The organism is Pseudomonas sp. P7759, assembly GCF_013386445.1.
Classification (GTDB): Bacteria; Pseudomonadota; Gammaproteobacteria; order Pseudomonadales; family Pseudomonadaceae; genus Aquipseudomonas; species Aquipseudomonas azotoformans_A.
Genome location: NZ_JACART010000043.1, coordinates 15411 through 36872, shown reverse-complemented (window position 1 = coordinate 36872; position 21462 = coordinate 15411). Strand labels below are relative to the sequence as shown.

The following is a 21462-nucleotide window of genomic DNA, read 5'->3' as shown; positions in this document are numbered from 1 at the left end:
CGATCAGAGGAGCTCCAGAATGTCGACGGCGCATACGCAAATCAGTTGGCGGTACCATAGATCATACCTGCCTGGGATACCTAAGCTACTACCATCTCCAATGAGATTTTCAAGAAAGCAGATCGGCCTCATATCGCCCGACAAATCGGGCGAAAATGAAGCAGAGGTTATTTACTCGACGGCTTTGACCATGTCTTCGATGACTTTCTTCGCGTCGCCGAAGACCATCATGGTTTTGTCGAGGTAGAACAGTTCGTTGTCCAGACCGGCATAGCCGCTGGCCATCGAGCGCTTGTTGACGATGATGGTCTTGGCCTTGAACGCTTCAAGGATCGGCATACCGGCAATCGGTGATTTCGGATCGTTCTTCGCGGCCGGGTTGACCACGTCGTTGGCCCCGAGCACCAGCACTACATCGGCCTGACCGAACTCGGAGTTGATGTCTTCCATCTCGAACACCTGGTCGTAAGGCACTTCGGCCTCGGCCAGCAATACGTTCATGTGCCCTGGCATCCGCCCGGCCACCGGGTGGATCGCGTACTTCACGGTGATACCACGGTGGGTGAGCTTCTCGGTCAGTTCCTTGAGCGCATGTTGCGCGCGAGCAACCGCGAGGCCGTAACCCGGAACGATGATCACAGTGTCAGCGTTGGTCAGCAGGAAGGTCGCGTCGTCAGCTGAACCGAATTTCACCGGACGGGCTTCCTTGGCGCCGGCAGGACCTGCATCGACTGTGTTGCCGAAGCCGCCGAGCAGCACATTGAAGAACGATCGGTTCATCGCCTTGCACATGATGTAGGAGAGAATCGCACCGGACGAACCCACCAGCGAGCCGGCGATGATCAGCATCGAGTTGTTCAGCGAGAAGCCGATACCCGCCGCTGCCCAGCCGGAATAGCTGTTGAGCATCGACACCACCACCGGCATGTCCGCGCCGCCGATCGGGATGATGATCAGCACGCCCATCACGAAGGCCAGGGCCAGCATCAGCGCGAAGGCACTGAGGTTGCCGGTCAACATGAAGGTGATGCCCAGGGCCAGCGTCGCCAGACCCAGCAGCAGGTTGAGCTTGTGCTGACCGCTGAACTGTACCGGTGCGCCCTGGAACAGGCGGAACTTGTACTTGCCCGAGAGCTTGCCGAAGGCGATCACCGAACCGGAGAAGGTGATTGCGCCGATGGCCGCGCCAAGGAACAGCTCCAGACGATTGCCCGCCGGAATCGAATCGCCCAGCTGCTTGACGATGCCCAGGGATTGAGGCTCGACAACAGCAGCAATCGCAATGAACACCGCCGCCAGACCGATCATGCTGTGCATGAAAGCGACCAGTTCCGGCATCTTGGTCATTTCAACGCGCTTGGCCATGATCGAACCGGCGGTGCCGCCGATCAGCAGGCCGACGATGACGTAGCCGAACCCGGCAGTCGCGAGCTCAGCGCCCAGCTTATAGATGAGGCCCACGGTGGTGAGAATCGCCAGGCCCATGCCGAGCATGCCAAACAGGTTGCCGCGCCGCGACGTGGTTGGGTGCGACAGGCCTTTGAGGGCCTGGATGAAGCAGATCGACGCGATCAAGTAGAGCGTCGTTACGAGGTTCATGCTCATTACTTCGGCGCCTCTTCTTTTGCGACTTTCGGAGCTTTTTTCTTGAACATCTCAAGCATTCTGCGGGTGACCAGGAAGCCACCAAACACGTTCACCGCCGCCAGAGCCACCGCCAGGGTGCCCATGGTCTTGCCCAGTGGCGTCACGGTCAAAGCCGCCGCCAGCATGGCGCCGACGATCACGATTGCCGAAATCGCATTGGTTACCGCCATCAACGGCGTGTGCAGTGCAGGTGTAACGTTCCAGACCACGTGATAACCGACATAAATCGCCAGCACGAAGATGATCAGGTTGTAGATACCGGGGGAGATAAGCTCTTCCATCGTCTGAATCCCTGTTTAGGCGTTCTTGCGGATGACTTGGCCGTCGCGGCACATCAGGCACGCGGCGACGATGTCGTCTTCGAGGTTGATCTGCAGCTGCCCTTCAGGGGTGAACAGCAGCTTCATGAAGTCCAACAGGTTGCGCGCGTACAGCGCGGACGCATCTGCGGCGACCATGGCCGGCAGGTTGGTATGACCGATGATGGTCACGCCATGCTCGATCACCACTTGATCAGCTACGGTCAGCGGACAGTTGCCGCCTTGCGCGGCCGCCAGATCGATCACCACCGAGCCTGGCTTCATCTGCGCAACGGTTTCGGCACTGAGCAGGACCGGGGCCTTTCGACCGGGGATCAACGCCGTAGTGATCACGATGTCAGCCAATTTGGCGCGCTCGTGAACCGCGACTGCCTGGCGCTGCATCCAGCTGGCAGGCATGGGTCGGGCGTAACCGCCGACACCCACCGCAGCCTCGCGCTCTTCGTCGGTTTCGTAAGGCACGTCGACGAACTTGGCACCCAGGGATTCAATCTGTTCTTTCACCGCAGGACGCACATCCGAGGCTTCGATCACCGCGCCCAGACGCTTGGCGGTGGCGATGGCCTGCAGCCCCGCTACACCGGCACCCAGAATCAGCACGCGAGCTGCCTTCACCGTGCCCGCAGCCGTCATCAGCATCGGCATGAAGCGCGGATAGTGATGGGCGCCGAGCAGCACGGCTTTATAGCCGGCGATGTTGGCTTGCGAGGACAGCACATCGAGGCTCTGCGCGCGCGAGGTGCGCGGCGCGGCTTCCAGGGCGAATGCGGTAATTCCACACTCGGCCATTTTGCCGATGGTCTCGTTGTTGAACGGATTAAGCATGCCGACGACAATCGTGCCGCTCTTGATCTGGGTCAGCTCGCTGTCGCTGGGGGCGACGACCTTGAGAATCAGCTCGGCGCCGAAGGTATCAGTGGCACTGCCAATGGTTGCGCCTGCCGCTTCATAGGCACTGTCGACAACGCTGGCGTTAATGCCGGCGCCGCTTTGCACAGTGACCTTATGACCCTGGCCGATCAGCTTCTTGATGGTTTCTGGGGTTGCAGCAACCCGTGTTTCACCCGTCTGGGTTTCGAGAGGAACACCAATGTGCACGTCAAATCTCCTGTTGAGCTAATCTTCTTGTATTTTGGGATGCCAGCGACTAACAGTATTGGAGGTGAGACTGGGCTGAATTTCCCTGACACAGCATGCAGGCAGACGTAACCTCTTAAAGGCAGTATGTTTTTTCTGGTTTCTTACTTGCACAACAATTCGATTTTAAGTAATGTTCACATGAAGAATCGGGATCTTAAAGATGGGCTTGATTTATGAGTATTCCAATGGTGACATTTTAGACACGGCCCGATGTCTATGTTGCACGGAATATGAGCAGTAGCAGGTTATCCTAAAAATTTGACATGTTCCAATTCTAAGGCTGGTGTCGTGTATAACTATTGGTAATAGTGGTATGTGTAACGTGTGTTTCCCCTGTGACATGAGGTCAACACCAACAGGATAGTACCGAAAACCAAAAGGATACGGTTTAATGAAACCTGAACATGGGTGAGATAAAATATCAATTATATGCGGGTTGCTTGATCGGAAAAAACCGCTACAACGGCCGTTGAGAGCATAGTTGACGTAGTCATTAGGCGCTGTTCGTATCATTTGTAGTCTGGCTAAGGGCAGCCAACCCATGCAGGTCGTTGCCCGTTGTATTCTTGAGATACGCAGACAAAAGGTACTCTTAGGTTGTATTGAGAATGCCTTTAGTCTGCGTAGGATCAGGTATTTGCCAAGAGAGGGGCAAGATAAAAGGTGCGTAATGCGGTTCGGGTACTTTGGACGAAAAACTTACGACTGGTGTCACTCTCTCGGTTTACCGGCTGAAGGCAAGAATGTTGGTACGGTTAGACGTACACGATCAGTAGTTCGGCAGTAGTTTGGTCCGCCGAGCCGTCCGTACGGTTCAAAGCGATCCACTCGAACCCTAAGTTTCTCTTCGTCGATTAAGTCTTCACGAAAATACATCGCGACAATTTCACCAAATACGATGGAGCGCCGTGTCGAAAACTCGAGAATTTTATACAGCTTGCATTCCCAAGCGATGGGAGCATCGGTGATGCGCGGTACATCAATCGAGGTAGAAGGAGTCAAGCCAAAACCTACCGTGTCTGCTTCTGAGATGTGAGAGGGAAAATCACTGCCGCACAATACCATTCGTTCGGCGATGGTCTCGTCAACCATGTTGACTACGAATTGCTCGCGCTCGATGATATTTTTCAGAGTGTCTTTCTTTTCACCTGGGCGATGACTCTCCTCACCATAGTGATCGACAGCAATAACAAACAGAGGGGGATCTTCGCCCATATAATTGAAGGCACTATAAGGTGCCGCATTGCACAACCCTTCGCTGTTCAAACTTGTCACCAGCGCAATGGGGCGGGGGCCCACGCTCCCGGTAATCAGCCAATATTTTTGCATATTGGTCAGTTCCGACATGGCTATGTGCGTCATGCGTATCTCCAGTTTCGCGCTCTCGCGCCACACGATCAACTAATTATTGTAAGAAGCAACATTACCAACTAGGTTGGATTTTAGCTTTTGAATATTACAAATTCCAATGAGAATGCAGGGAGTTGATATAGCCATTGGTAATAGCAGAGATGGGTTCCTTCGGTCTGGGTAGGCCTAGGTTTGGAGTCGGCATCAAGCGCCTGACCGTCGAAGGCGGTCCGCACGTCAGTGGCTCGTACGTGAACGCCGGGCTGGTAGATGAAATCAGTGTGCTGATTCTGCCCCTGGTCGATGGCTGCGGAGCGCATCTGGCGTCGTTCTCATCGCCACTCCGGAGTTTTGGTCCAATCGAAAATCATTCTTACCTTTTTGATGATTGGCATGGGTGATGGATTCTGTCGTGTCAGAAGTATCGCATGCGCTACGGTATGCGCATTCTCAGGTTGGTGATTTTGATTCATTTGTGTGCATTGATGGTGAAAGGCGGTCTGGCTATTACCATTGGTAATGGTAGGTCACGACATCTTGATTTGTCCTTGTTTTTTTAACGCCATAAACTGAATTTCGCCAGCCTAATTGCCTTTGTCTTTACCGTTGCATGGAACCTTATGTACAAAGCTTTTAATGGCAAGGTAATCTTTTTAATGCAAGGAGTCATTATGTCCATTTCCCCAGTGACAATGCCAAGCTCGCAGGAAAAAGGGGACGTTCTGCCATCAGGGCCGAGTAAGCCCGAGATGATGGCGGCAGTCGCCTCGGTATTGTCCTTTCTTAAAGACAAGCCGTTGGATGAGCAGTTGGAAATCGAGCTCAATCAGCGTTTCGGTGCAACCTCTGAGGTGTATTCAGAGCTGCTTCGGCTGTTGCGCGTGGGTATAGAGGAAGGCTGGGCCTGCTACGCCGAAATCGACGGTCCGGACTATCGCCGCGGGCAACTGGCCAAGTCGACTGAGAACGCTAATGGTTACAGCGTAGAGACCGGCATGTTGAAGAACGTGTTGGGCAACTATCACCTTCACCCCCAAGGCGAGATCAACATGATCGGACCGGAGGACGATGGTGCAACCTTCTGTGGCAACGGTGCAGGATGGAAAGTGTTCGCACCCGGCAGCCAGCATTTTCCAACAGTTAAAGGTGGCAAAGTCACAATGCTGTTCTTTCTCCCAGGTGGAGAAATTGAATACATGGATCCCCCACGGCATAAGTAATAATTTTATTTAATAGCCTCCCAATAATTATAAAAGAAGGACAGGTGATGAATAAGTTCGCGGCGTTCGCGTTACTCTCTGTGTTGACCATGACCATGACCATGACCATGACCATGACCGTGCAGGCGGCTGACAGCGTAAAAATTGGTTTTGTCAGTACGCTGTCCGGCCCTCTTTCTGGGTTTGGGCTTGAGATCCGTGATGGCTTTAATCTGGCGTTAAAGACGAGCGGGAACAAAATCGGCGGAATACCCGTTGAAGTAGTGGAAGGTGATGATCAGGCGAGTCCCGATGTTGGCAAGCAATTAGCCGACAAAATGATCAAACGAGATAAGGTTGATTTCTTGACCGGTATTGTTTATTCGAACGTCATGCTGGCCGTGGGGCCGCCTGCCTTTGCATCTAAAACCTTTTATATCAGTGCGGCAGCGGGGCCGGCGGCGTTTGCCGGTGAGCGTTGCAATAAGTACTTCTTTGGTTTGTCTTGGCAGAACGATGGGCAGAGTGAGGCGGTGGGCAACTACATGACTACCAATCACTATAAGAAAGTATTCATTATTGCGCCAAACTACACGGGCGGCAAAGAAAACCTCGAAGGGTTCAAGCGTTTCTTCAAGGGTGATGTCGCTGCAGAGGTTTATGTGAAGTTGGGGCAGTTGGACTTCGCCTCGGAGCTCGCACAAATTCGCTCGACCAAACCGGATGCGGTGTTTTTCTATCTGCCAAGTGGTATGGGCATCAACTTCATCAAACAGTATGTGGGTGCCGGCCTGGATAAGGAAATTCCCTATTTCTCGACGGGTCACTCGGCTGATGAAGACGTGATTGCTGCCGTGGGTGCCCCCATCGTTGGTCTCAAAAACGCTTCGCACTGGGCCTGGGATTTGAAAAACCCACAAAATGATGCCTTCGTTGCAGACTTCAAAAAAGCCTATGGCCGAATCCCGACCATGTACGCCTTTCAAGGCTATGACGTGGTCCGGCTTCTGGACAGTGCTGTGAGAGACGTCAAAGGCAATTTGACTGATAAAGAAGCACTGCACACCGCCTTGATGACCACTGATTTCAAATCGCTTCGTGGCAATTTCAAATTTAATACCAATCAGTTCCCCATGGACACCTTCTATCTGCGCGAGGTGCAGAAAGACAATGCCGGGCTGATCACTAACAGAACTATCGCGACGATTTTCGACAATCACGCTGACGCATATGTCGGTGCCTGCAAGCTTTAGCCCCGTCATCAGTGACGCTTCATTCAGTACACCTTGACTAAACGGAAAGAACCTTATGAAACCAACAAATAAAATATTGGCGTTTTCCGGCAGTACCCGAAAAGCCTCGTTTAACGTTAAATTACTGAATCTCGCCGTGGCCGCCGCGCAGGAACACGGCGCGCAGGTCACGCACATCGATTTGCGTGAATTTCCGCTGCCGATCTATGACGGCGATCTGGAAGCGACATCGGGGGTCCCGGAGAACGCCGTACAATTGCGCGAACTCCTGCTGACCCACGACGGGTTGCTAATTGCGTCGCCGGAATATAACGGATCGGTGAGTGCACTGTTGAAGAACACCCTGGACTGGTGTTCCAGGCCTGCCAACGGCGTCGAAGGTCTGGCGCCGTTTCGCGGTAAAGCGGTTGGCTTGATGGCGGCGTCGCTCAGCCCATTCGGCGGCCTGCGTGGGATCATCGACTTGCGTGGAATTATGGCGAAAATGGGCGCTGTGGTTTTGGCCGAAGACGTCGCGATCGCTTCTGCGCAAAACGCGTTCGATCCGACGGACGCCTTTGTCGATTCCAACACTGCGAAGCTGGTCGATCAATTTACGTCGAATCTCATTGGTCTAGTCGCGAAACTGCACCCGAATACTGACGCGTCCAAGGTTGAGCGATGAGCACCCTGATCATTGAGGAAGCGCTGAATGGATTGCAGTTCGGACTCATGCTTTTTCTGCTGGCAGCGGGGTTGACCTTGGTGTTCGGGATCATGGACATGATCAACCTGGCCCACGGCTCGCTATACATGATTGGGGCTTATTTGACCGCGACTGTGACTGACGCGAGCGGTTCTTACTTCATCGGCGTACCTGTGGCGCTGGTGGCAACTGCGATCATCGGAATGGTACTGGAGGTGAGCCTGTTCCGAAGGCTGTACCGACGGGATCACTTGTCCCAGGTGCTGGCGACCTTCGCTCTGATTCTGATCTGTAACGAATCGGTACGGATGATCTGGGGGGCTCAGCCGATCCCACTCAATACGCCGGTTGCCTTTACGCATCCTGTCGAATTGATGCCCGGCCTGCAGTACCCGGCGCAGCGATTAATGATTATCGGTGTGGGATTGGTGGTCGCGGTTGCCATGTACTTCCTAGTGGCCAAAACCCGCTTGGGTATGTGGGTACGGGCTGGGGCTTCGAATCGCGAAATGGCGACCAGCATGGGTGTGAACATCAAATGGTTGTTCACCGCCGTGTTCGGCATCGGTGCAGCGCTGTGCGCCTTGGCGGGCGCAATGCTCGGTCCATTGTTGGCGGTGCAGGTCGGGATGGGTGAAAGCATTCTGATTTTGGCCTTCGTGGTGGTGGTCATCGGAGGTATCGGCTCGATTAGGGGGGCATTTGTCGGTGCCCTACTGATCGGTGCGGTCGATACCCTGAGTCGCTCGTTGCTACCGCTGTTACTGAGCAAGTTTCTGTCGCCGGCGGTGACCTCCTCGATTGGTGCAGCCGTGGCCTCCATCATCATTTATGTTCTTATGGCTGCCGTTTTGTTCTGGAAGCCACAAGGCCTGTTCCCTGCGCGTGGGTGACCCTATGACCTCGACCCTTCACCACAGCGTTCGGCTCGGCGTGGCTGCCGTGGCGCTACTTATTTTGCTGGTATTACCTTGGGTAGCCAGTGTGCTGGATCAGACGTTTTACATGACGTTCGCCACTCGGATCATGATCTTTGCCCTGGCCGCCACCAGCCTCAATCTGGTCCTGGGTTTCGGCGGTCTAGTGGCGTTCGGGCACGCCGGTTTTTTCGGGATTGGCGCTTATACAGTGGCCATTTTGATGGACATGGGCATCAGTTCCGCCTGGACTGCGTGGCCGGCCGCAGTGGCGATTAGCGCCGCGTGCGCGCTGCTGATTGGGCTGATTTCACTACGCACCCGCGGCGTGTATTTCATCATGATCACCTTGTCGTTCGCCCAGATGCTGTACTACATCTTTCAATCTCTGGCCGCATTTGGTGGTGATGACGGCATGTCCCTGGCTGGGCGTTCGACCCTGCCACTGGGACTTGATCTATCATCTGACGTCACTTTCTACTACGTCGTGTTATTGATCTCGGTGGTGGTGATGTTCGCCGTGCAACGTACGGTCAACGCGCGCTTTGGACGGGTACTGCAGTCGATTCGCGAAAACGAATCGCGAATGGAATCCATCGGCTATCCGGTGTTTCGCTTCAAGCTGGTGGCCTTCACCTTGTCCGGCGCACTGGCAGGTTTGGCCGGTGCGCTGGTCGCCAACCAGAATGGCTTCATCAGTCCTAACCTGATGCTTTGGACCCAGTCCGGTACGCTGATGATTATGGTGATTATGGGGGGGGTGGGTTATTTGTATGGCGGTGTTTTCGGTGCAGCGTTGCTATTAATATTGGAGGAGACGCTGTCCAACTACACAATTCATTGGCAATTGCCATTAGGCGTCATTCTTCTGCTGGTCGTGCTGTTTGCACAAACCGGCATCGCCGGAATATTTAGCAGGAAGGTGTCCTCATGAACCAGCCGCTCCTGGAAATCCGCAATTTGGTAAAACGCTTTGGTGGCCTGGTCGCCACCAACGGCACCAACCTATCCATCCATAGCGGTGAAATCCATGCACTCATCGGCCCGAACGGTGCCGGCAAGACCACACTCATTCATCAGATTTCCGGGGCGCTGAACTCCGATGAAGGGACGATGATTTTCGACGGTGTCGACATATTCGACATGCCCATGCACAAACGCGTGGCGGCTGGTTTGGCTCGGTCTTATCAGATCACCAGTATTTTTAAAAAACTGACGGTGTTGGATAACGTTGCGCTGTCGGTGCAGGCACGCAGTGGCAGCAGTTTTCGGTTTTGGCGAGCGGCTATTTCCGAGGCTGCGTTATTTAACGAAGCCCACCAGATCCTCGAACAGGTTGGTTTATCGTCGAAGGCCAAAACCATCGCCGGCAGTCTGGCCCACGGTGAGCAACGGCAACTGGAATTGGGCATCACACTCGGGACCCGCCCAAAATTGTTATTGCTCGATGAACCCATGGCCGGTATGGGCCCTGAAGACTCGGAAAAAATGGTGGAGTTGCTCATGGCGCTTAAGGGTAAATCGACCGTGCTGCTCATCGAGCACGATATGGCTGCGGTGTTCCGGCTCGCCGACCGAATGTCCGCGCTGGTTTATGGTCGAGTCATTGCCACCGGTGTGCCGAACGCTGTGCGGGAAGACCCTGAAGTCAAAAGAGCTTACCTTGGCGAGGAGGCGGTATGAGTGCGATCCTTGAAGTCAGCAACGTAGAAACTTCTTACGGCGAGAGCCAGATTCTGTTTGGCGTGAGTTTGAAGATCAGGGAAGGTGAAATGTCGACCTTGCTCGGCCGCAACGGCATGGGCAAGACTACCAGCGTGCGCTCTATTTTGGGACTGACGCCGGTCAACTCGGGATCAATTCGTTTTCGCGGTGAATTGATCGAGCGCAAATCGGCGGACGCCATTGGGCGCAAGGGTATTGCGGTGGTGCCAGAAGGGCGGCATATCTTTCCGAACCTGACGGTGAAAGAAAACCTGGTGGCCTTTGCCTGTAATCGCAACAAATCCTCTGAGCCATGGACGCTGGACAAGGTCTACAACTTTTTCCCACGGCTGGCTGAGCGCGAGCGCAACATGGGTTCGCAGCTGTCTGGTGGCGAACAACAAATGTTGGCCATCGGCCGTGCGCTGATGACTAATCCTTACTTGTTGATACTGGACGAAGCGACTGAGGGCCTGGCACCGCTGATTCGAGATGAAATCTGGGCTTGTCTCCACGCGTTGAAAAAAAGCGGGCAGACCGTGCTGGTGATCGACAAATACGTCGAGAAGCTAATTGCTCTGGCTGACCATCACACCATTATCGAAAAGGGCCAAGTCGCCTGGCAGGGTTCTTCAAAGGAACTGAGTCTGGACAAAGGCCTTTGGCAGCGATATTTAGGCGTCTAGATACCATCAATAGTTCTATTTTAGTGGAGTTGGCCAGAGGGTTGCTCCTGGGCCAGCTTCGCTTTTTTTTAGGTGGCTATTACTTTCACGAATAAATGACCGTGATCTTTTGAATTTGGTTTTCTACGCATATCGATAAAATAAAACCATCTTGCAACCCCCTGCAGAGCAGAAAACTATGAATACCTTATCGAATCAAGCATCACGTGTTGTGCCTGGCACCGTGCCTTGTCAACTGCTTAATTATGTCGACGGTAACTTTGTTACTTCTGTCTCGAGTTTCGCCAATATTAATCCGGTGAATGGCGAACTTGTTTCCAATGTGTTCGAGGCGGATGCGAAGCAGGTCAGCGATGCTGTTGTTGCTGCGCAAAAAGCGCTGAAAGGCCCGTGGGGGAAGCTGAGCGTCCATGACCGTGCGGCGGTGATTCACAAAATCGCTGATGGCATCCAAGCTCGATTCGAGGAGTTCGTGGCGGCGGAAGTGGCCGACACTGGTCGTCCGGTTCATCAGGCGCGGACCCTCGATATTCCACGTGCCATCGCCAACTTCCGGACCTTTGCCGATTTGGCGAAGACCAGCAACACCGACTTGTTTGAGATGGCTACAGCGGACGGTGCGGGCGCGCTGAACTACACCGTGCGCAAGCCGTTGGGTGTGATTGGGATTATCTCGCCCTGGAACTTGCCGCTGCTGTTGTTTACCTGGAAAGTTGCGCCGGCTCTTGCCTGCGGTAATACCGTGGTCGCAAAGCCGTCGGAAGAATCGCCGTCGTCTGCCACTTTATTGGCCGAAGTCATGCATGACGCCGGTGTTCCACCTGGCGTATTCAACTTGATTCACGGATTTGGTAAAGATTCGGCCGGTGAGTTTCTGACACAACATCCCGGTATCAGTGCCTTGACCTTTACTGGTGAGTCGAAAACCGGTTCGGCGATCATGAAATCGGTGGCCGATGGTGTCAAGGAGGTGTCGTTCGAATTGGGCGGAAAGAACGCCGCCGTGGTCTTTGCCGACGCCGATTTTGATGCCGCTGTAGCGGGTGTTTTGCGCTCTTCCTTTACCAACTCGGGACAAGTCTGCCTGTGTTCAGAGCGTGTGTACGTTCATCGTTCGATCTTCGACAAGTTTGTCGCGGCACTCAAGATTGAAACTGAGAAATTGATTGTGGGTTATCCGGATCAAGAAGGCGTCAGTATGGGCCCTCTGATTTCCCACGGGCATCGCGACAAGGTGCTGTCGTACTACCAATTGGCGGTTGAAGAGGGCGCCACGATTGTCACGGGCGGTGGGGTTCCTCAGTTCAACGATGAGCGCGATCAAGGCGCTTACGTGTTGCCGACGATCTGGACCGGGCTGTCAGACCAGGCGCGCTGCGTTACCGAGGAGATCTTCGGCCCGGTGTGCCACATCTCGCCGTTTGATGACGAGGACGAAGTCATTGGCCGCGTCAACGATAGCGACTACGGACTCGCCTGCGCCATCTGGACCACCAATCTTTCCCGCGCTCATCGTGTTTCCCGGCAAATCCATGTCGGCCTGGTCTGGGTTAATACCTGGTACCTGCGTGACCTGCGCACGCCTTTTGGCGGAGTGAAGCTGTCCGGTCTGGGCCGTGAAGGCGGTCGTTTCTCGATGGACTTCTACTCCGACATCGCCAACATCTGCATCAAGCTTTAAGGGGCATGGACATGCGTCGAACCCTGCAATCGAGCGCCATTGCTGCACCTCGTTTTCACTATTCGCCCTGTGTGGCGATCGGTAGCACCTATCAGGTCTCCGGAATGATTGCGTTGGATCCTGCCTCCGGTCAATTGGTCGAGGGTGGTCCCGGCGCGCAAACCAGCCGCATCCTCGCGAATCTGCAAAGTGCGTTGCCTGATTATGGATTGACCTTGGGCGATCTACTTATCGCTCGAATCTACACCACCCGTTTTGACGCATTCGCCGAGATCAACGCGGCCTGGGAAACCTTGTTTTCCGGCGGTTTGATACCGCCGGCAAGGACCAGTGTCGGCGTCAGTGCGCTGCCTTTGGGTGCCAGTGTCGAAATTGAATTTTCCTTCGTTAAATCATCACAGTGATCAAGAAGCCATGAAAAATAATATTGAACTCGCCGCGTCGAGGTTATGGCAGGCGGAGCTGGACGGAATACCTTGCGAGCCTGTCCGCGACTTGATCGGGATTGACGACGTTGAGCTGGCGTATGCCGTGCAGCAGATCAACACCGAGCGTCGGCTCAAAGAGGGTCGGCGTCTGGTCGGTCGCAAAATCGGCCTCACTTCCAAGGTCGTCCAGCAGCAGCTCGGTGTCGACCAGCCGGATTTCGGCATGTTGTTCGCTGACATGTGTCTGGCTGATGGCGAAGAAATCGCTAACCGCCGGGTGCTGCAAGCTAAGGTCGAGGCGGAAATTGCGCTGGTCATCGAGCGTCCTCTGGACCAGGGCAAACACACGATCGCTGACATTATCCGCGCTACTGCATTTGCTCTTCCGGCCATAGAGATCGTCGGCAGCCGTGTCGCGAACTGGGACATCAAACTCACCGATACCATTGCCGATAACGCGTCCAGCGGACTGTTTGTGCTGGGCTCGCGTCCGGTCAAGCTGGATGCATTCGACATCGTCGCCTGCGGCATGGTCATGGAACGCCGTGGCGATCAGGTCAGCGTTGGAATGGGTGCGGCCTGCATGGGCAATCCGCTGCTGGCTGCCGTTTGGCTGGCCGACACCATGGCGCGTCTTGGGCAACCGCTGCAACCAGGCGACATCATCATGACCGGGGCCCTCGGGCCTATGGTTGCTGCGGCTTCTGGCGATATTTTTGAAGCCAATATCCAAGGCCTGGGTCGCGTTCGCGCCTCCTTCGCCCCTGCGGAGGAGTAACAGACATGGACCAGAACACTCGGCTACAAGTTGCCATTATCGGCTCCGGAAACATCGGCACCGATTTGATGATCAAGGTCTTGCGTAATTCAAAACACTTGGCGATGGGCGCAATGGTGGGCATCGATGCAGCTTCCGATGGCTTGGCTCGCGCTGCACGGATGGGTGTTGCCACCACTCACGAAGGCATCAACGGTTTGGTTAACCTGACAGGATTCGAGCAGATTCGTATCGTGTTCGACGCGACCTCGGCCGGTGCACACGCCAAGCACAACGAAATACTGCAGCAGCACGGGATCAAGGTCATTGATCTAACACCTGCCGCTATCGGTCCTTACGTGGTGCCTGTGGTCAATCTGAGGGATCACCTGGCGAGCACCAACATCAACATGGTGACTTGCGGTGGTCAGGCAACGATTCCTGTGGTGCGCGCCATATCGCGGGTCACTCGGGTTCGTTACGCCGAAATCGTGGCCTCGATTGCCAGTAAATCTGCAGGCCCTGGTACCCGCGCCAATATCGATGAGTTCACCGAAACCACCTCCCATGCGATCGTCAGTGTGGGCGGTGCCGAACACGGTAAAGCGATCATTGTGCTAAACCCGGCCGAACCACCGTTGATGATGCGCGACACCGTTCTGTGCCTGGCCGAAGGCGATGCCGACACTAATGCGATCCGCGAATCCATCGAACAGATGGTTAAAGACGTAGCGGCTTACGTGCCGGGCTACCGCATGAAACAGGACGTGCAATTCGACACGATTCCCGCTGACAAGCCCATCAATATTCCGGGCGTTGGCCTGGTCTCCGGCATCAAGGTGTCGGTGTTTCTGGAAATTGAAGGCGCGGCGCATTACCTACCCGCGTACGCAGGCAATCTCGACATCATGACGTCTGCCGCGCTCGCCGCTGCTGAGCAGATTGCCGCCAACATGATCGCGGCCGGGTAGGGGTATGACTATGAATAGCGCCAAGAAAATCTTTATCCAGGACGTCACCCTGCGTGACGGCATGCATGCAATTCGTCACCAGTATTCGCTTGATCACGTCATGTCCATTGCCAAAGCACTCGACGTGGCGAAGGTCGATAGCATCGAAGTGGCTCACGGCGACGGGCTCGCCGGTTCAAGCTTCAATTATGGCTTTGGTGCCCACAGCGATCTGGAGTGGATTGAAGCGACCGCCTCGGTGCTCAAGTACGCCAAGCTCGCGACCTTGCTGCTGCCAGGCATTGGCACTCTTCATGACCTTGATGCTGCGTTCAAGGCAGGCGTGCGCACCGTCAGGGTTGCGACCCATTGCACGGAAGCCGATATCTCTCGCCAGCACATTGAGCATGCTCGCAAATTGGGCATGGACACGGTTGGTTTTCTGATGATGTCGCACATGGCGACTCCGCAGAAGCTCGCGGAGCAAGCCAAGCTCATGGAAGGTTACGGCGCTGAATGTGTGTACGTCGTGGACTCGGGCGGCGCCTTGTCGATGCAGGGTATTGCCGAGCGCTTCAAAGCCTTCAAAGACGTCCTTGACCCCTCGACCCAAACCGGCATGCATGCGCACCACAATCTGTCGTTGGGGGTCGCAAACTCGATTGTCGCCGTGGAAAACGGTTGTGACCGGGTCGACGCCTCGCTGGCCGGTATGGGTGCCGGGGCAGGTAACGCCCCGCTGGAAGTCTTCATCGCCGCCATCGACAAGTTGGGCTGGAACCATGGCACTGACCTGTTCACCTTGATGGACGCCGCTGACGATCTGGTACGTCCCCTGCAGGACCGCCCGGTACGGGTAGACCGTGAAACTCTCGCGCTGGGTTACGCCGGTGTCTACTCAAGCTTTTTGCGTCATGCAGAAGCAGCTTCGGCGCGTTATGGCGTTTCGGCCGTCGACATCCTGGTCGAGCTGGGCAATCGGCGCATGGTGGGGGGGCAGGAAGACATGATCGTTGATGTCGCCCTGGATTTACTGAGCAAAGGAGGGGGTAAGTGATGAGCAACCTGGACATTTATGCCATTTCAACGGCGCTTGATAACGCAGCCAGATACCGTGAAGAAATTGATCCGCTGACCCCGGTCCATGGGTTCAATCTGAATGAAGCATATGAGATTCAGCGGACGTCGATTGCTTTGCGTCATGCTCGCGGCGAATTGCCGGTCGGCATCAAACTGGGCTTCACCAGCCGCGCGAAGATGATTCAGATGGGCGTCGACAGCCTGATTTGGGGTCTTCTCACCGACGCGATGTTGTATGAAGAAGGAGCAGTGATTGACCTGTCTGACTTCATCCATCCGCGTGCTGAACCCGAAGTCTGCTTTTTGACCAAGCGTGACATCGACCGACCTCTGACGTTACTGGAAGCCTCGTCCTACCTCGAAGGTGTTGCCCCAGCGATTGAAATTATCGATTCCCGTTACCGCAATTTTAAATTCACGCTGGAAGACGTAGTCGCTGATAACTGCTCCTCCGCCGGCCTGGTGATCGGTGCCATGTCGCGCAATCTCACCGATTTGGCCAACTTGGGAGTGGCGATGCGTTTCAACGGCAGGCCCATGCAGATAGGCAGCACCGGCGCCATCCTGGGTGATCCGCTGCGCAGTGTCGTGCAGGCCTCGCGTTTGGCTGCACGCGCAGAAATGGTACTCCCAGCGGGGTCCTTGATTATGGCGGGCGCTGCCACCGCCGCTCAGGCGTTGACCGCCGGCACCCATGTCAGCGCAGAAGTTACTTCTTTGGGACGTGTCGAGTTTTATACGGGAGCGCGAGCATGAGTACTGAAGCGAAATTGGTTGAAGGAAAAGCCCTGCCCCGTGGAAAGTTTCCCCACGTAAAGCGTGCTGGCGATTTTCTTTTTGTTTCAGGCACAAGTTCCCGTCGCCCGGACAATACGTTAGTCGGTGTCGAAGTGGATGAAATGGGGACCACGCATCTCGATATCGTGGCGCAAACCACTGCGGTCATCGAGAATATTCGAGACATTCTTGGCAGTGTTGACGCGACGTTAGACGACGTGGTCGAAATATCGACGTACTTGGTCAACATGAACGACTTCGCCGGTTACAATCAAGTTTACGGCACGTATTTCGGTTATGAAGGCCCGGCGCGAACCACCGTCGCCGTGCACCAGTTGCCGCACCCACACTTGGTTATCGAAATTAAAGCTGTCGCCTATAAACCGTTGTCACAGAAGGGAGTTTGACGATGTTTACATACGGTAAACCATTGAATTTTCAGCGCTGGCTTGACGATCACAAAGACTTGCTTAAACCGCCAGTTGGCAACCAGCAAGTGTGGAAGGATGCCGATTTTTTGGTAACGGTAGTGGGAGGGCCTAATTTTCGTACCGATTTTCATGATGACCCGATGGAAGAGTTCTTCTATCAGTTTAAGGGCAACGCTTACTTGAACATCATGGACCGGGGGCAGTTGGAGCGTCTTGAACTGGAAGAGGGTGCGATCTTTCTTTTGCCCCCACATTTGCGTCACTCACCGCAACGGCCTGATCCGGAAAGTCGCTGTTTGGTCATTGAACGCCAACGGCCACAAGGCACGATCGATGGTTTTGAATGGTACTGCTTGAACTGTAACGGGCTTGTCCATCGTGTTGAAGTACAACTTAAAAATATCGTCACCGATTTGCCCCCGTTGTTCGATGTGTTTTATGCCAATGAGAACTTACGCAAGTGCCCGCAATGCGGCCAGGTTCACCCGGGTAAGGCGGCGATTGATGCAATGGCGCGTGGAGAAAAATCTTGAAAAGTCCACATATCGATATGCATTCGCACTTTTTTCCACGGATTTCGGAACAAGAAGCTGCGGAGTTCGATTCGGCACAGGCACCTTGGCTACAAGTAAGCGCTAAAGGTGATACCGGTTCAATTATGATGGGCAAGAATAATTTCCGTCCGGTTTACCAGGCTCTATGGGATCCCGCTGTCCGGATTGAAGAAATGGACGCGCAGGGCGTGGATGTCCAGGTGACTTGCGCCACGCCTGTGATGTTCGGCTACACATGGGAGGCCAAAAAAACGGCGCAATGGGCTGCGCGAATGAATGATTTGGCCTTAGAGTTTGCCGGTCACAACCCCCAGCGTCTCAAAGTTCTGGCTCAGGTACCCTTGCAAGATCTGGATTTGGCGTGTAGAGAAGCATCGCGTGCTGTGGCATCGGGGCATCTTGGTGTACAGATTGGCAACCATTTGGGAGACAAGGATCTCGACGATGCGACACTCGAATCCTTTTTGACCCACTGTGCCAACGAGAACATCCCAATTCTGGTTCATCCGTGGGACATGATGGGTGGACAGCGGATGAAGAAGTGGATGTTGCCGTGGTTGGTTGCCATGCCGGCGGAAACACAGCTTGCGATTTTATCGCTGATATTGTCCGGTGCATTCGAGCGAATTCCAAAGTCGCTGAAAATTTGCTTCGGGCACGGCGGGGGCAGTTTTGCATTTCTGCTAGGGCGCGTTGATAACGCTTGGCGACATCGCGATATCGTGCGCGAAGACTGCCCGCGCCTGCCGTCCGAATACGCCGACCGATTTTTTGTCGACAGTGCGGTATTTAACCCGGCGGCACTGGAGCTGTTGGTCAGTGTGATGGGCGAGGATCGTGTCATGTTGGGGTCCGATTACCCATTCCCATTGGGGGAGCAAAAAATAGGTGACTTGATTTTGACCAGTGATTTTGAGGAGTCAACCAAGAAAAAGATTCTGTCGGGCAACGCCAGCCAGTTTTTCAACATTCCGCTGTAGTCAGCAGTACTGATACACCATTTCCTATTACTGAAAATCAGGACGGCAAACATAAAAGCGTTCTATTTAAAAGGCGCGATAAGCACTCTGAATTTGCTAGCGCGCCGTTCTGAAAGTTCAAGAGCGCTGGTAAGTAAGCGGGGCTTACTGCCAAGAAAATTTGTAGGTATTTAGTCTGGAAATCAGTCTTTTCCTGAGGATCGGATGGCCCATCGCGTTATACTCTGTTTTTAGCATTCGATGGGCACTAATGTCGATTTTATACCTGGAGCGTTATGGAAATCTTACCCATATCGGCAATCACGTTAAGTCGAAAATTGAAATTCAACCAGCTCATGATATTTGAGCTGGTGCTGGAGTCAGGTTCATTTGTAAGAGCTGCCAATACCATGGGCCTTACTCAGCCAGCGATCACTAAAGCTATTTACGATCTGGAGTCTTTTTTTGGCGGTCCTTTGTTTGATCGCTCCAATCGAGGGGTGACGCCCACCGAATTCGGCATCATGTTAGGTCGTCGCGTAAAGTCATTGATTGCTGAAACTCGTTACATGACTGAAGAAGTCAACGCTTTCCGCACAGGGGATGCCGGGCACGTTATTGTCGGTACACTTATCTCCGCGTCGGCGAAGCTTTTACCGCGTGCCATAGTGAAATTACGCAAGGCTACGCCAGGTGTTTCGATCACGGTCCGTGAAGGTACAACGGCACAAATGTTTCCCGCTTTGGCCACTGGGGACCTTGACATTGTGGTCGGTCGGCTTCCGGAGCAAGAGCTGGCGCATGCGTTTGCGCTCAAGCACGAGGTCTTGTTTGATGAATCCTTTTGCGCGGTAGTGGGAAAAGGTCATGCACTGTCGGATCGAAAAGGTCTGAACGTTGCCGAGTTGATGTGCGAGGAGTGGATATTTCCGTTGCAGGAGTCCCCGTCCTACAATGCTGTCGCTAAGTTTTTCCGGGATGGCGGGTTAGGCCTGCCGCCTCATCATGTACATTCTCTTTCGACGCTGACTAATATTGGCTTGTTGTTGGAAACCGATATGATCGCGCTGATGCCCCGTGCGGCTGCATTGCAATTCTTGAAAGCTGGCTTGTTGGCCATCCTTGATATGACCAGCACCGCCAATTTTGGCCAAGTCGGTTTTTCGATACGGGCTGACAAAGACGTTAACCCTGCCTGTAAAAATTTTATTAAGTGTCTTCGTGAGGCCGCCATGGGAATATTTGAATAACCCTCTTCCCTGAGCGTAATCCCCCTGTTCCGTCACTCTTGATCGGACCACCTTTCATTCTATTCTCCTTCGTTTGTCTGGTTTTCAGGCACGTAATTTGATGGCGCCTATCGGATTGTCTATTACTAACGGTAATGGACGATGAGGGGATATTGATTGGCATTTGTTTTTTGGATGGCCTAAAAAGAGAGTGTGTCTTTTTTGGTGTTTTGCAAATCCAAGTACAGAGCGACTGGATAATCAGCGTCGCTTGCTGTATTGAATTCATTCGCCGACTAAGTCGCAAGTGTTAAACAGCATATAACAACAATGAACAGCTGTGACCGAGCGGCACTATGCTGTGCGTATCACAATAATAAAAATATTTTGCCCCTTTAAGCCAATCAGTGACTTTTAACGGAGCTTACTATGCGCATAAAAACAATAAATGCTGTCGCTTTGATGGTGACAACTGGAGCAATACAGCCGGTACTGGCCAGCCAACAGTCGGATGCCACCGGATTTGTTGAAGGTTCGAAAGCATCCATCAACATCCGCAACATGTTCATGAATCGCAACTTCCGTCAATCCAGTGCGCCACAGAGTTTCGGTGAAGAATGGGCCCAAGGTTTTATCGGTACTTTCCAGTCAGGTTTTACGCAAGGGACGGTCGGCTTCGGTGTCGACGTGCTTGGCCAGTTCGGTATGAAACTGGACACCGGCGATGGCCGCACCGGCGGTGGTACCGGCCTATTGGAACAGGACAAAGATGGCGCCAAAGACAATTACTCAAAACTCGGTGGCGCTCTAAAGGTTCAGGTCTCCAACAGTGTGCTTAAGTACGGCAATCAGCTTATGTCGTTGCCGATCCTTTCTACCTCCGACGCGCGGCTGTTGCCCGAGTCAGCCACTGGATTGTCGCTGACCAGTAACGAAATAAAAAATCTGACGTTTTCGGCGGGGCATTTCACCGGCCTCAACAATCGCAATGACAGCAAGCCCGACAGCGCCCGGCTCACCAGCCTCGACTACGTCGGCGGGTTTTACAAGTTCAGCGATCGCTTGACCGGCAGTTTGTTTTATCAAAAAGTCGAAGATTACTGGCGCAAATACTATGGCAGCACCACCTACGCTATCCCGCTCACCAAGACCCAGGCCTTGAATTTTGACTTCAATATCTACGACACCAAGAGCAGTGGCGAAGCTCGGGCAGGTGAATTGGATAACCGGATATGGAGTTTGTCGGCCGCCTACACCTTGGGCGCGCATCGATTCTTGATTGGTCACCAGCGTGTGTCCGGGCGTGGTGATTACCAATATGGTATCGATGGTTTGAGTACGGTGTATGTGGGCAACTCGATCCAGTATTCCGACTTCAACTACCAAGACGAAAAATCCTGGCAGGTCCGTTATGACATGAATCTGGCGCCTTACGGAATACCGGGCTTGACCTTTATGACCCGATACGTAAAGGGCACCGGATTCGATACCGCGGCGACCAATAACGGCCATGCCTGGGAACGAGATATCGAATCCAAGTATGTGGTGCAAGAAGGCCCCGCAAAAAATTTGAGTTTCCGGCTACGCCACGCTTCGTACCGCAGTTCCGATAGAGGCGGTGAGATCGACGAAATTCGGATCATCACGGAATACCCGCTAAACATTTTTTGAGGCTCGACTGGAAGTCAGACGTTCATGGCGGCTGTTGACGCAGC

Annotated in this window: 23 protein-coding genes; 19 read left to right on the top strand and 4 right to left on the bottom strand. The window is 53.9% G+C overall.

Annotated elements, in window-relative coordinates:
* Positions 1–171 precede the first annotated feature (171 nt).
* The 4 genes from HX823_RS25045 to HX823_RS25030 all read right to left on the bottom strand — a co-directional run bounded on the left by HX823_RS25045 (position 172) and on the right by HX823_RS25030 (position 4469).
* Positions 172–1605 (bottom strand): NAD(P)(+) transhydrogenase (Re/Si-specific) subunit beta, encoded by a 1434-nt coding sequence (locus tag HX823_RS25045; RefSeq protein WP_177077179.1) that lies wholly within the window; start codon positions 1603–1605, stop codon positions 172–174.
* Positions 1605–1928, bottom strand: coding sequence for an NAD(P) transhydrogenase subunit alpha (locus tag HX823_RS25040; protein WP_016978856.1), 324 nt, complete (start codon positions 1926–1928; stop codon positions 1605–1607). Before HX823_RS25040 ends, HX823_RS25045 begins: the two co-directional genes overlap by 1 nt.
* A gap of 15 nt (positions 1929–1943) precedes the next feature.
* Entirely contained in the window at positions 1944–3065 is a 1122-nt protein-coding gene (locus HX823_RS25035; protein WP_016978855.1) for a Re/Si-specific NAD(P)(+) transhydrogenase subunit alpha, read from the bottom strand.
* Between the two features lie 753 nt (positions 3066–3818).
* Positions 3819–4469 carry a flavin reductase family protein gene (locus tag HX823_RS25030; protein ID WP_016978854.1) on the bottom strand — a complete coding sequence of 217 codons (651 nt, stop codon included), beginning with the start codon at positions 4467–4469 and terminating at the stop codon, positions 3819–3821.
* Positions 4470–4618: 149 nt separating this feature from the next.
* Between HX823_RS25030 and HX823_RS25025 the strand changes: the two genes are divergently transcribed.
* From HX823_RS25025 to HX823_RS24935, 19 genes are all read left to right on the top strand, one after another.
* Entirely contained in the window at positions 4619–4858 is a 240-nt protein-coding gene (locus HX823_RS25025) for a dihydrofolate reductase family protein (RefSeq protein WP_256262539.1), read from the top strand.
* Positions 4859–5077: 219 nt separating this feature from the next.
* A complete protein-coding gene (locus HX823_RS25020) occupies positions 5078–5677 on the top strand; it encodes a DUF4863 family protein (protein WP_016978852.1) in 600 nt (199 codons plus the stop codon).
* Between the two features lie 47 nt (positions 5678–5724).
* Positions 5725–6909 carry an ABC transporter substrate-binding protein gene (locus HX823_RS25015; RefSeq protein WP_218170005.1) on the top strand — a complete coding sequence of 395 codons (1185 nt, stop codon included), beginning with the start codon at positions 5725–5727 and terminating at the stop codon, positions 6907–6909.
* 55 nt (positions 6910–6964) lie between these two features.
* Positions 6965–7573 (top strand): NADPH-dependent FMN reductase, encoded by a 609-nt coding sequence (locus HX823_RS25010; protein WP_025999937.1) that lies wholly within the window; start codon positions 6965–6967, stop codon positions 7571–7573.
* Positions 7570–8487 (top strand): branched-chain amino acid ABC transporter permease, encoded by a 918-nt coding sequence (locus HX823_RS25005; protein WP_038844280.1) that lies wholly within the window; start codon positions 7570–7572, stop codon positions 8485–8487. Before HX823_RS25010 ends, HX823_RS25005 begins: the two co-directional genes overlap by 4 nt.
* Before the next feature lie 4 nt (positions 8488–8491).
* Positions 8492–9445, top strand: a complete 954-nt coding sequence (locus HX823_RS25000) for a branched-chain amino acid ABC transporter permease (protein WP_050572401.1) — start codon at positions 8492–8494, stop codon at positions 9443–9445.
* Complete coding sequence (locus HX823_RS24995) at positions 9442–10194, top strand: ABC transporter ATP-binding protein (protein WP_016978848.1); 753 nt, start codon at positions 9442–9444, stop codon at positions 10192–10194. Before HX823_RS25000 ends, HX823_RS24995 begins: the two co-directional genes overlap by 4 nt.
* Positions 10191–10901 (top strand): ABC transporter ATP-binding protein, encoded by a 711-nt coding sequence (locus HX823_RS24990; protein ID WP_016978847.1) that lies wholly within the window; start codon positions 10191–10193, stop codon positions 10899–10901. Before HX823_RS24995 ends, HX823_RS24990 begins: the two co-directional genes overlap by 4 nt.
* 178 nt (positions 10902–11079) lie before the next feature.
* The gene (locus HX823_RS24985; RefSeq protein WP_050572400.1) at positions 11080–12582 is read left to right on the top strand and encodes a 2-hydroxymuconic semialdehyde dehydrogenase; all 1503 of its coding nucleotides are present in this window, start codon (positions 11080–11082) and stop codon (positions 12580–12582) included.
* Between the two features lie 11 nt (positions 12583–12593).
* Positions 12594–12986: a RidA family protein gene (locus tag HX823_RS24980; RefSeq protein ID WP_200864483.1), complete on the top strand. Its 393-nt coding sequence runs from the start codon at positions 12594–12596 to the stop codon at positions 12984–12986.
* 10 nt (positions 12987–12996) lie between these two features.
* On the top strand, positions 12997–13788 hold the full coding sequence (locus HX823_RS24975; RefSeq protein WP_025999934.1) for a 2-keto-4-pentenoate hydratase: 792 nt from the start codon (positions 12997–12999) through the stop codon (positions 13786–13788).
* 5 nt (positions 13789–13793) lie between these two features.
* Positions 13794–14738: an acetaldehyde dehydrogenase (acetylating) gene (locus HX823_RS24970; protein WP_016978843.1), complete on the top strand. Its 945-nt coding sequence runs from the start codon at positions 13794–13796 to the stop codon at positions 14736–14738.
* Positions 14739–14742: 4 nt separating this feature from the next.
* Positions 14743–15774: a 4-hydroxy-2-oxovalerate aldolase gene (gene dmpG, locus HX823_RS24965; protein WP_200864481.1), complete on the top strand. Its 1032-nt coding sequence runs from the start codon at positions 14743–14745 to the stop codon at positions 15772–15774.
* Entirely contained in the window at positions 15774–16553 is a 780-nt protein-coding gene (locus HX823_RS24960) for a 2-keto-4-pentenoate hydratase (RefSeq protein WP_016978841.1), read from the top strand. Before dmpG ends, HX823_RS24960 begins: the two co-directional genes overlap by 1 nt.
* On the top strand, positions 16550–16981 hold the full coding sequence (locus HX823_RS24955; protein WP_016978840.1) for a RidA family protein: 432 nt from the start codon (positions 16550–16552) through the stop codon (positions 16979–16981). The genes HX823_RS24960 and HX823_RS24955 overlap by 4 nt, the downstream gene beginning before the upstream one ends.
* 2 nt (positions 16982–16983) lie before the next feature.
* The gene (locus HX823_RS24950) at positions 16984–17538 is read left to right on the top strand and encodes a 3-hydroxyanthranilate 3,4-dioxygenase (RefSeq protein WP_016978839.1); all 555 of its coding nucleotides are present in this window, start codon (positions 16984–16986) and stop codon (positions 17536–17538) included.
* Positions 17535–18539: an amidohydrolase family protein gene (locus tag HX823_RS24945; protein ID WP_235165410.1), complete on the top strand. Its 1005-nt coding sequence runs from the start codon at positions 17535–17537 to the stop codon at positions 18537–18539. Before HX823_RS24950 ends, HX823_RS24945 begins: the two co-directional genes overlap by 4 nt.
* A gap of 275 nt (positions 18540–18814) precedes the next feature.
* Complete coding sequence (locus HX823_RS24940) at positions 18815–19768, top strand: LysR family transcriptional regulator (protein ID WP_016978837.1); 954 nt, start codon at positions 18815–18817, stop codon at positions 19766–19768.
* A gap of 408 nt (positions 19769–20176) precedes the next feature.
* Positions 20177–21418: an OprD family porin gene (locus HX823_RS24935; RefSeq protein ID WP_025999932.1), complete on the top strand. Its 1242-nt coding sequence runs from the start codon at positions 20177–20179 to the stop codon at positions 21416–21418.
* Positions 21419–21462: the final 44 nt, after the last annotated feature.

Bases quoted from the DNA above. Each gene is read 5' to 3' on its own strand.
- HX823_RS25045 (WP_177077179.1), bottom strand. From the start codon at position 1,605: ATGAGCATGAACCTCGTAACGACGCTCTACTTGATCGCGTCGATCTGC.
- HX823_RS25040 (WP_016978856.1), bottom strand. From the start codon at position 1,928: ATGGAAGAGCTTATCTCCCCCGGTATCTACAACCTGATCATCTTCGTG.
- HX823_RS25030 (WP_016978854.1), bottom strand. From the start codon at position 4,469: ATGACGCACATAGCCATGTCGGAACTGACCAATATGCAAAAATATTGG.
- HX823_RS25025 (WP_256262539.1), top strand. From the start codon at position 4,619: ATGGGTTCCTTCGGTCTGGGTAGGCCTAGGTTTGGAGTCGGCATCAAG.
- HX823_RS25020 (WP_016978852.1), top strand. From the start codon at position 5,078: ATGTACAAAGCTTTTAATGGCAAGGTAATCTTTTTAATGCAAGGAGTC.
- HX823_RS25015 (WP_218170005.1), top strand. From the start codon at position 5,725: ATGAATAAGTTCGCGGCGTTCGCGTTACTCTCTGTGTTGACCATGACC.
- HX823_RS25010 (WP_025999937.1), top strand. From the start codon at position 6,965: ATGAAACCAACAAATAAAATATTGGCGTTTTCCGGCAGTACCCGAAAA.
- HX823_RS25005 (WP_038844280.1), top strand. From the start codon at position 7,570: ATGAGCACCCTGATCATTGAGGAAGCGCTGAATGGATTGCAGTTCGGA.
- HX823_RS25000 (WP_050572401.1), top strand. From the start codon at position 8,492: ATGACCTCGACCCTTCACCACAGCGTTCGGCTCGGCGTGGCTGCCGTG.
- HX823_RS24995 (WP_016978848.1), top strand. From the start codon at position 9,442: ATGAACCAGCCGCTCCTGGAAATCCGCAATTTGGTAAAACGCTTTGGT.
- HX823_RS24990 (WP_016978847.1), top strand. From the start codon at position 10,191: ATGAGTGCGATCCTTGAAGTCAGCAACGTAGAAACTTCTTACGGCGAG.
- HX823_RS24985 (WP_050572400.1), top strand. From the start codon at position 11,080: ATGAATACCTTATCGAATCAAGCATCACGTGTTGTGCCTGGCACCGTG.
- HX823_RS24980 (WP_200864483.1), top strand. From the start codon at position 12,594: ATGCGTCGAACCCTGCAATCGAGCGCCATTGCTGCACCTCGTTTTCAC.
- HX823_RS24975 (WP_025999934.1), top strand. From the start codon at position 12,997: ATGAAAAATAATATTGAACTCGCCGCGTCGAGGTTATGGCAGGCGGAG.
- HX823_RS24970 (WP_016978843.1), top strand. From the start codon at position 13,794: ATGGACCAGAACACTCGGCTACAAGTTGCCATTATCGGCTCCGGAAAC.
- dmpG (WP_200864481.1), top strand. From the start codon at position 14,743: ATGACTATGAATAGCGCCAAGAAAATCTTTATCCAGGACGTCACCCTG.
- HX823_RS24960 (WP_016978841.1), top strand. From the start codon at position 15,774: ATGAGCAACCTGGACATTTATGCCATTTCAACGGCGCTTGATAACGCA.
- HX823_RS24955 (WP_016978840.1), top strand. From the start codon at position 16,550: ATGAGTACTGAAGCGAAATTGGTTGAAGGAAAAGCCCTGCCCCGTGGA.
- HX823_RS24950 (WP_016978839.1), top strand. From the start codon at position 16,984: ATGTTTACATACGGTAAACCATTGAATTTTCAGCGCTGGCTTGACGAT.
- HX823_RS24940 (WP_016978837.1), top strand. From the start codon at position 18,815: ATGGAAATCTTACCCATATCGGCAATCACGTTAAGTCGAAAATTGAAA.
- HX823_RS24935 (WP_025999932.1), top strand. From the start codon at position 20,177: ATGCGCATAAAAACAATAAATGCTGTCGCTTTGATGGTGACAACTGGA.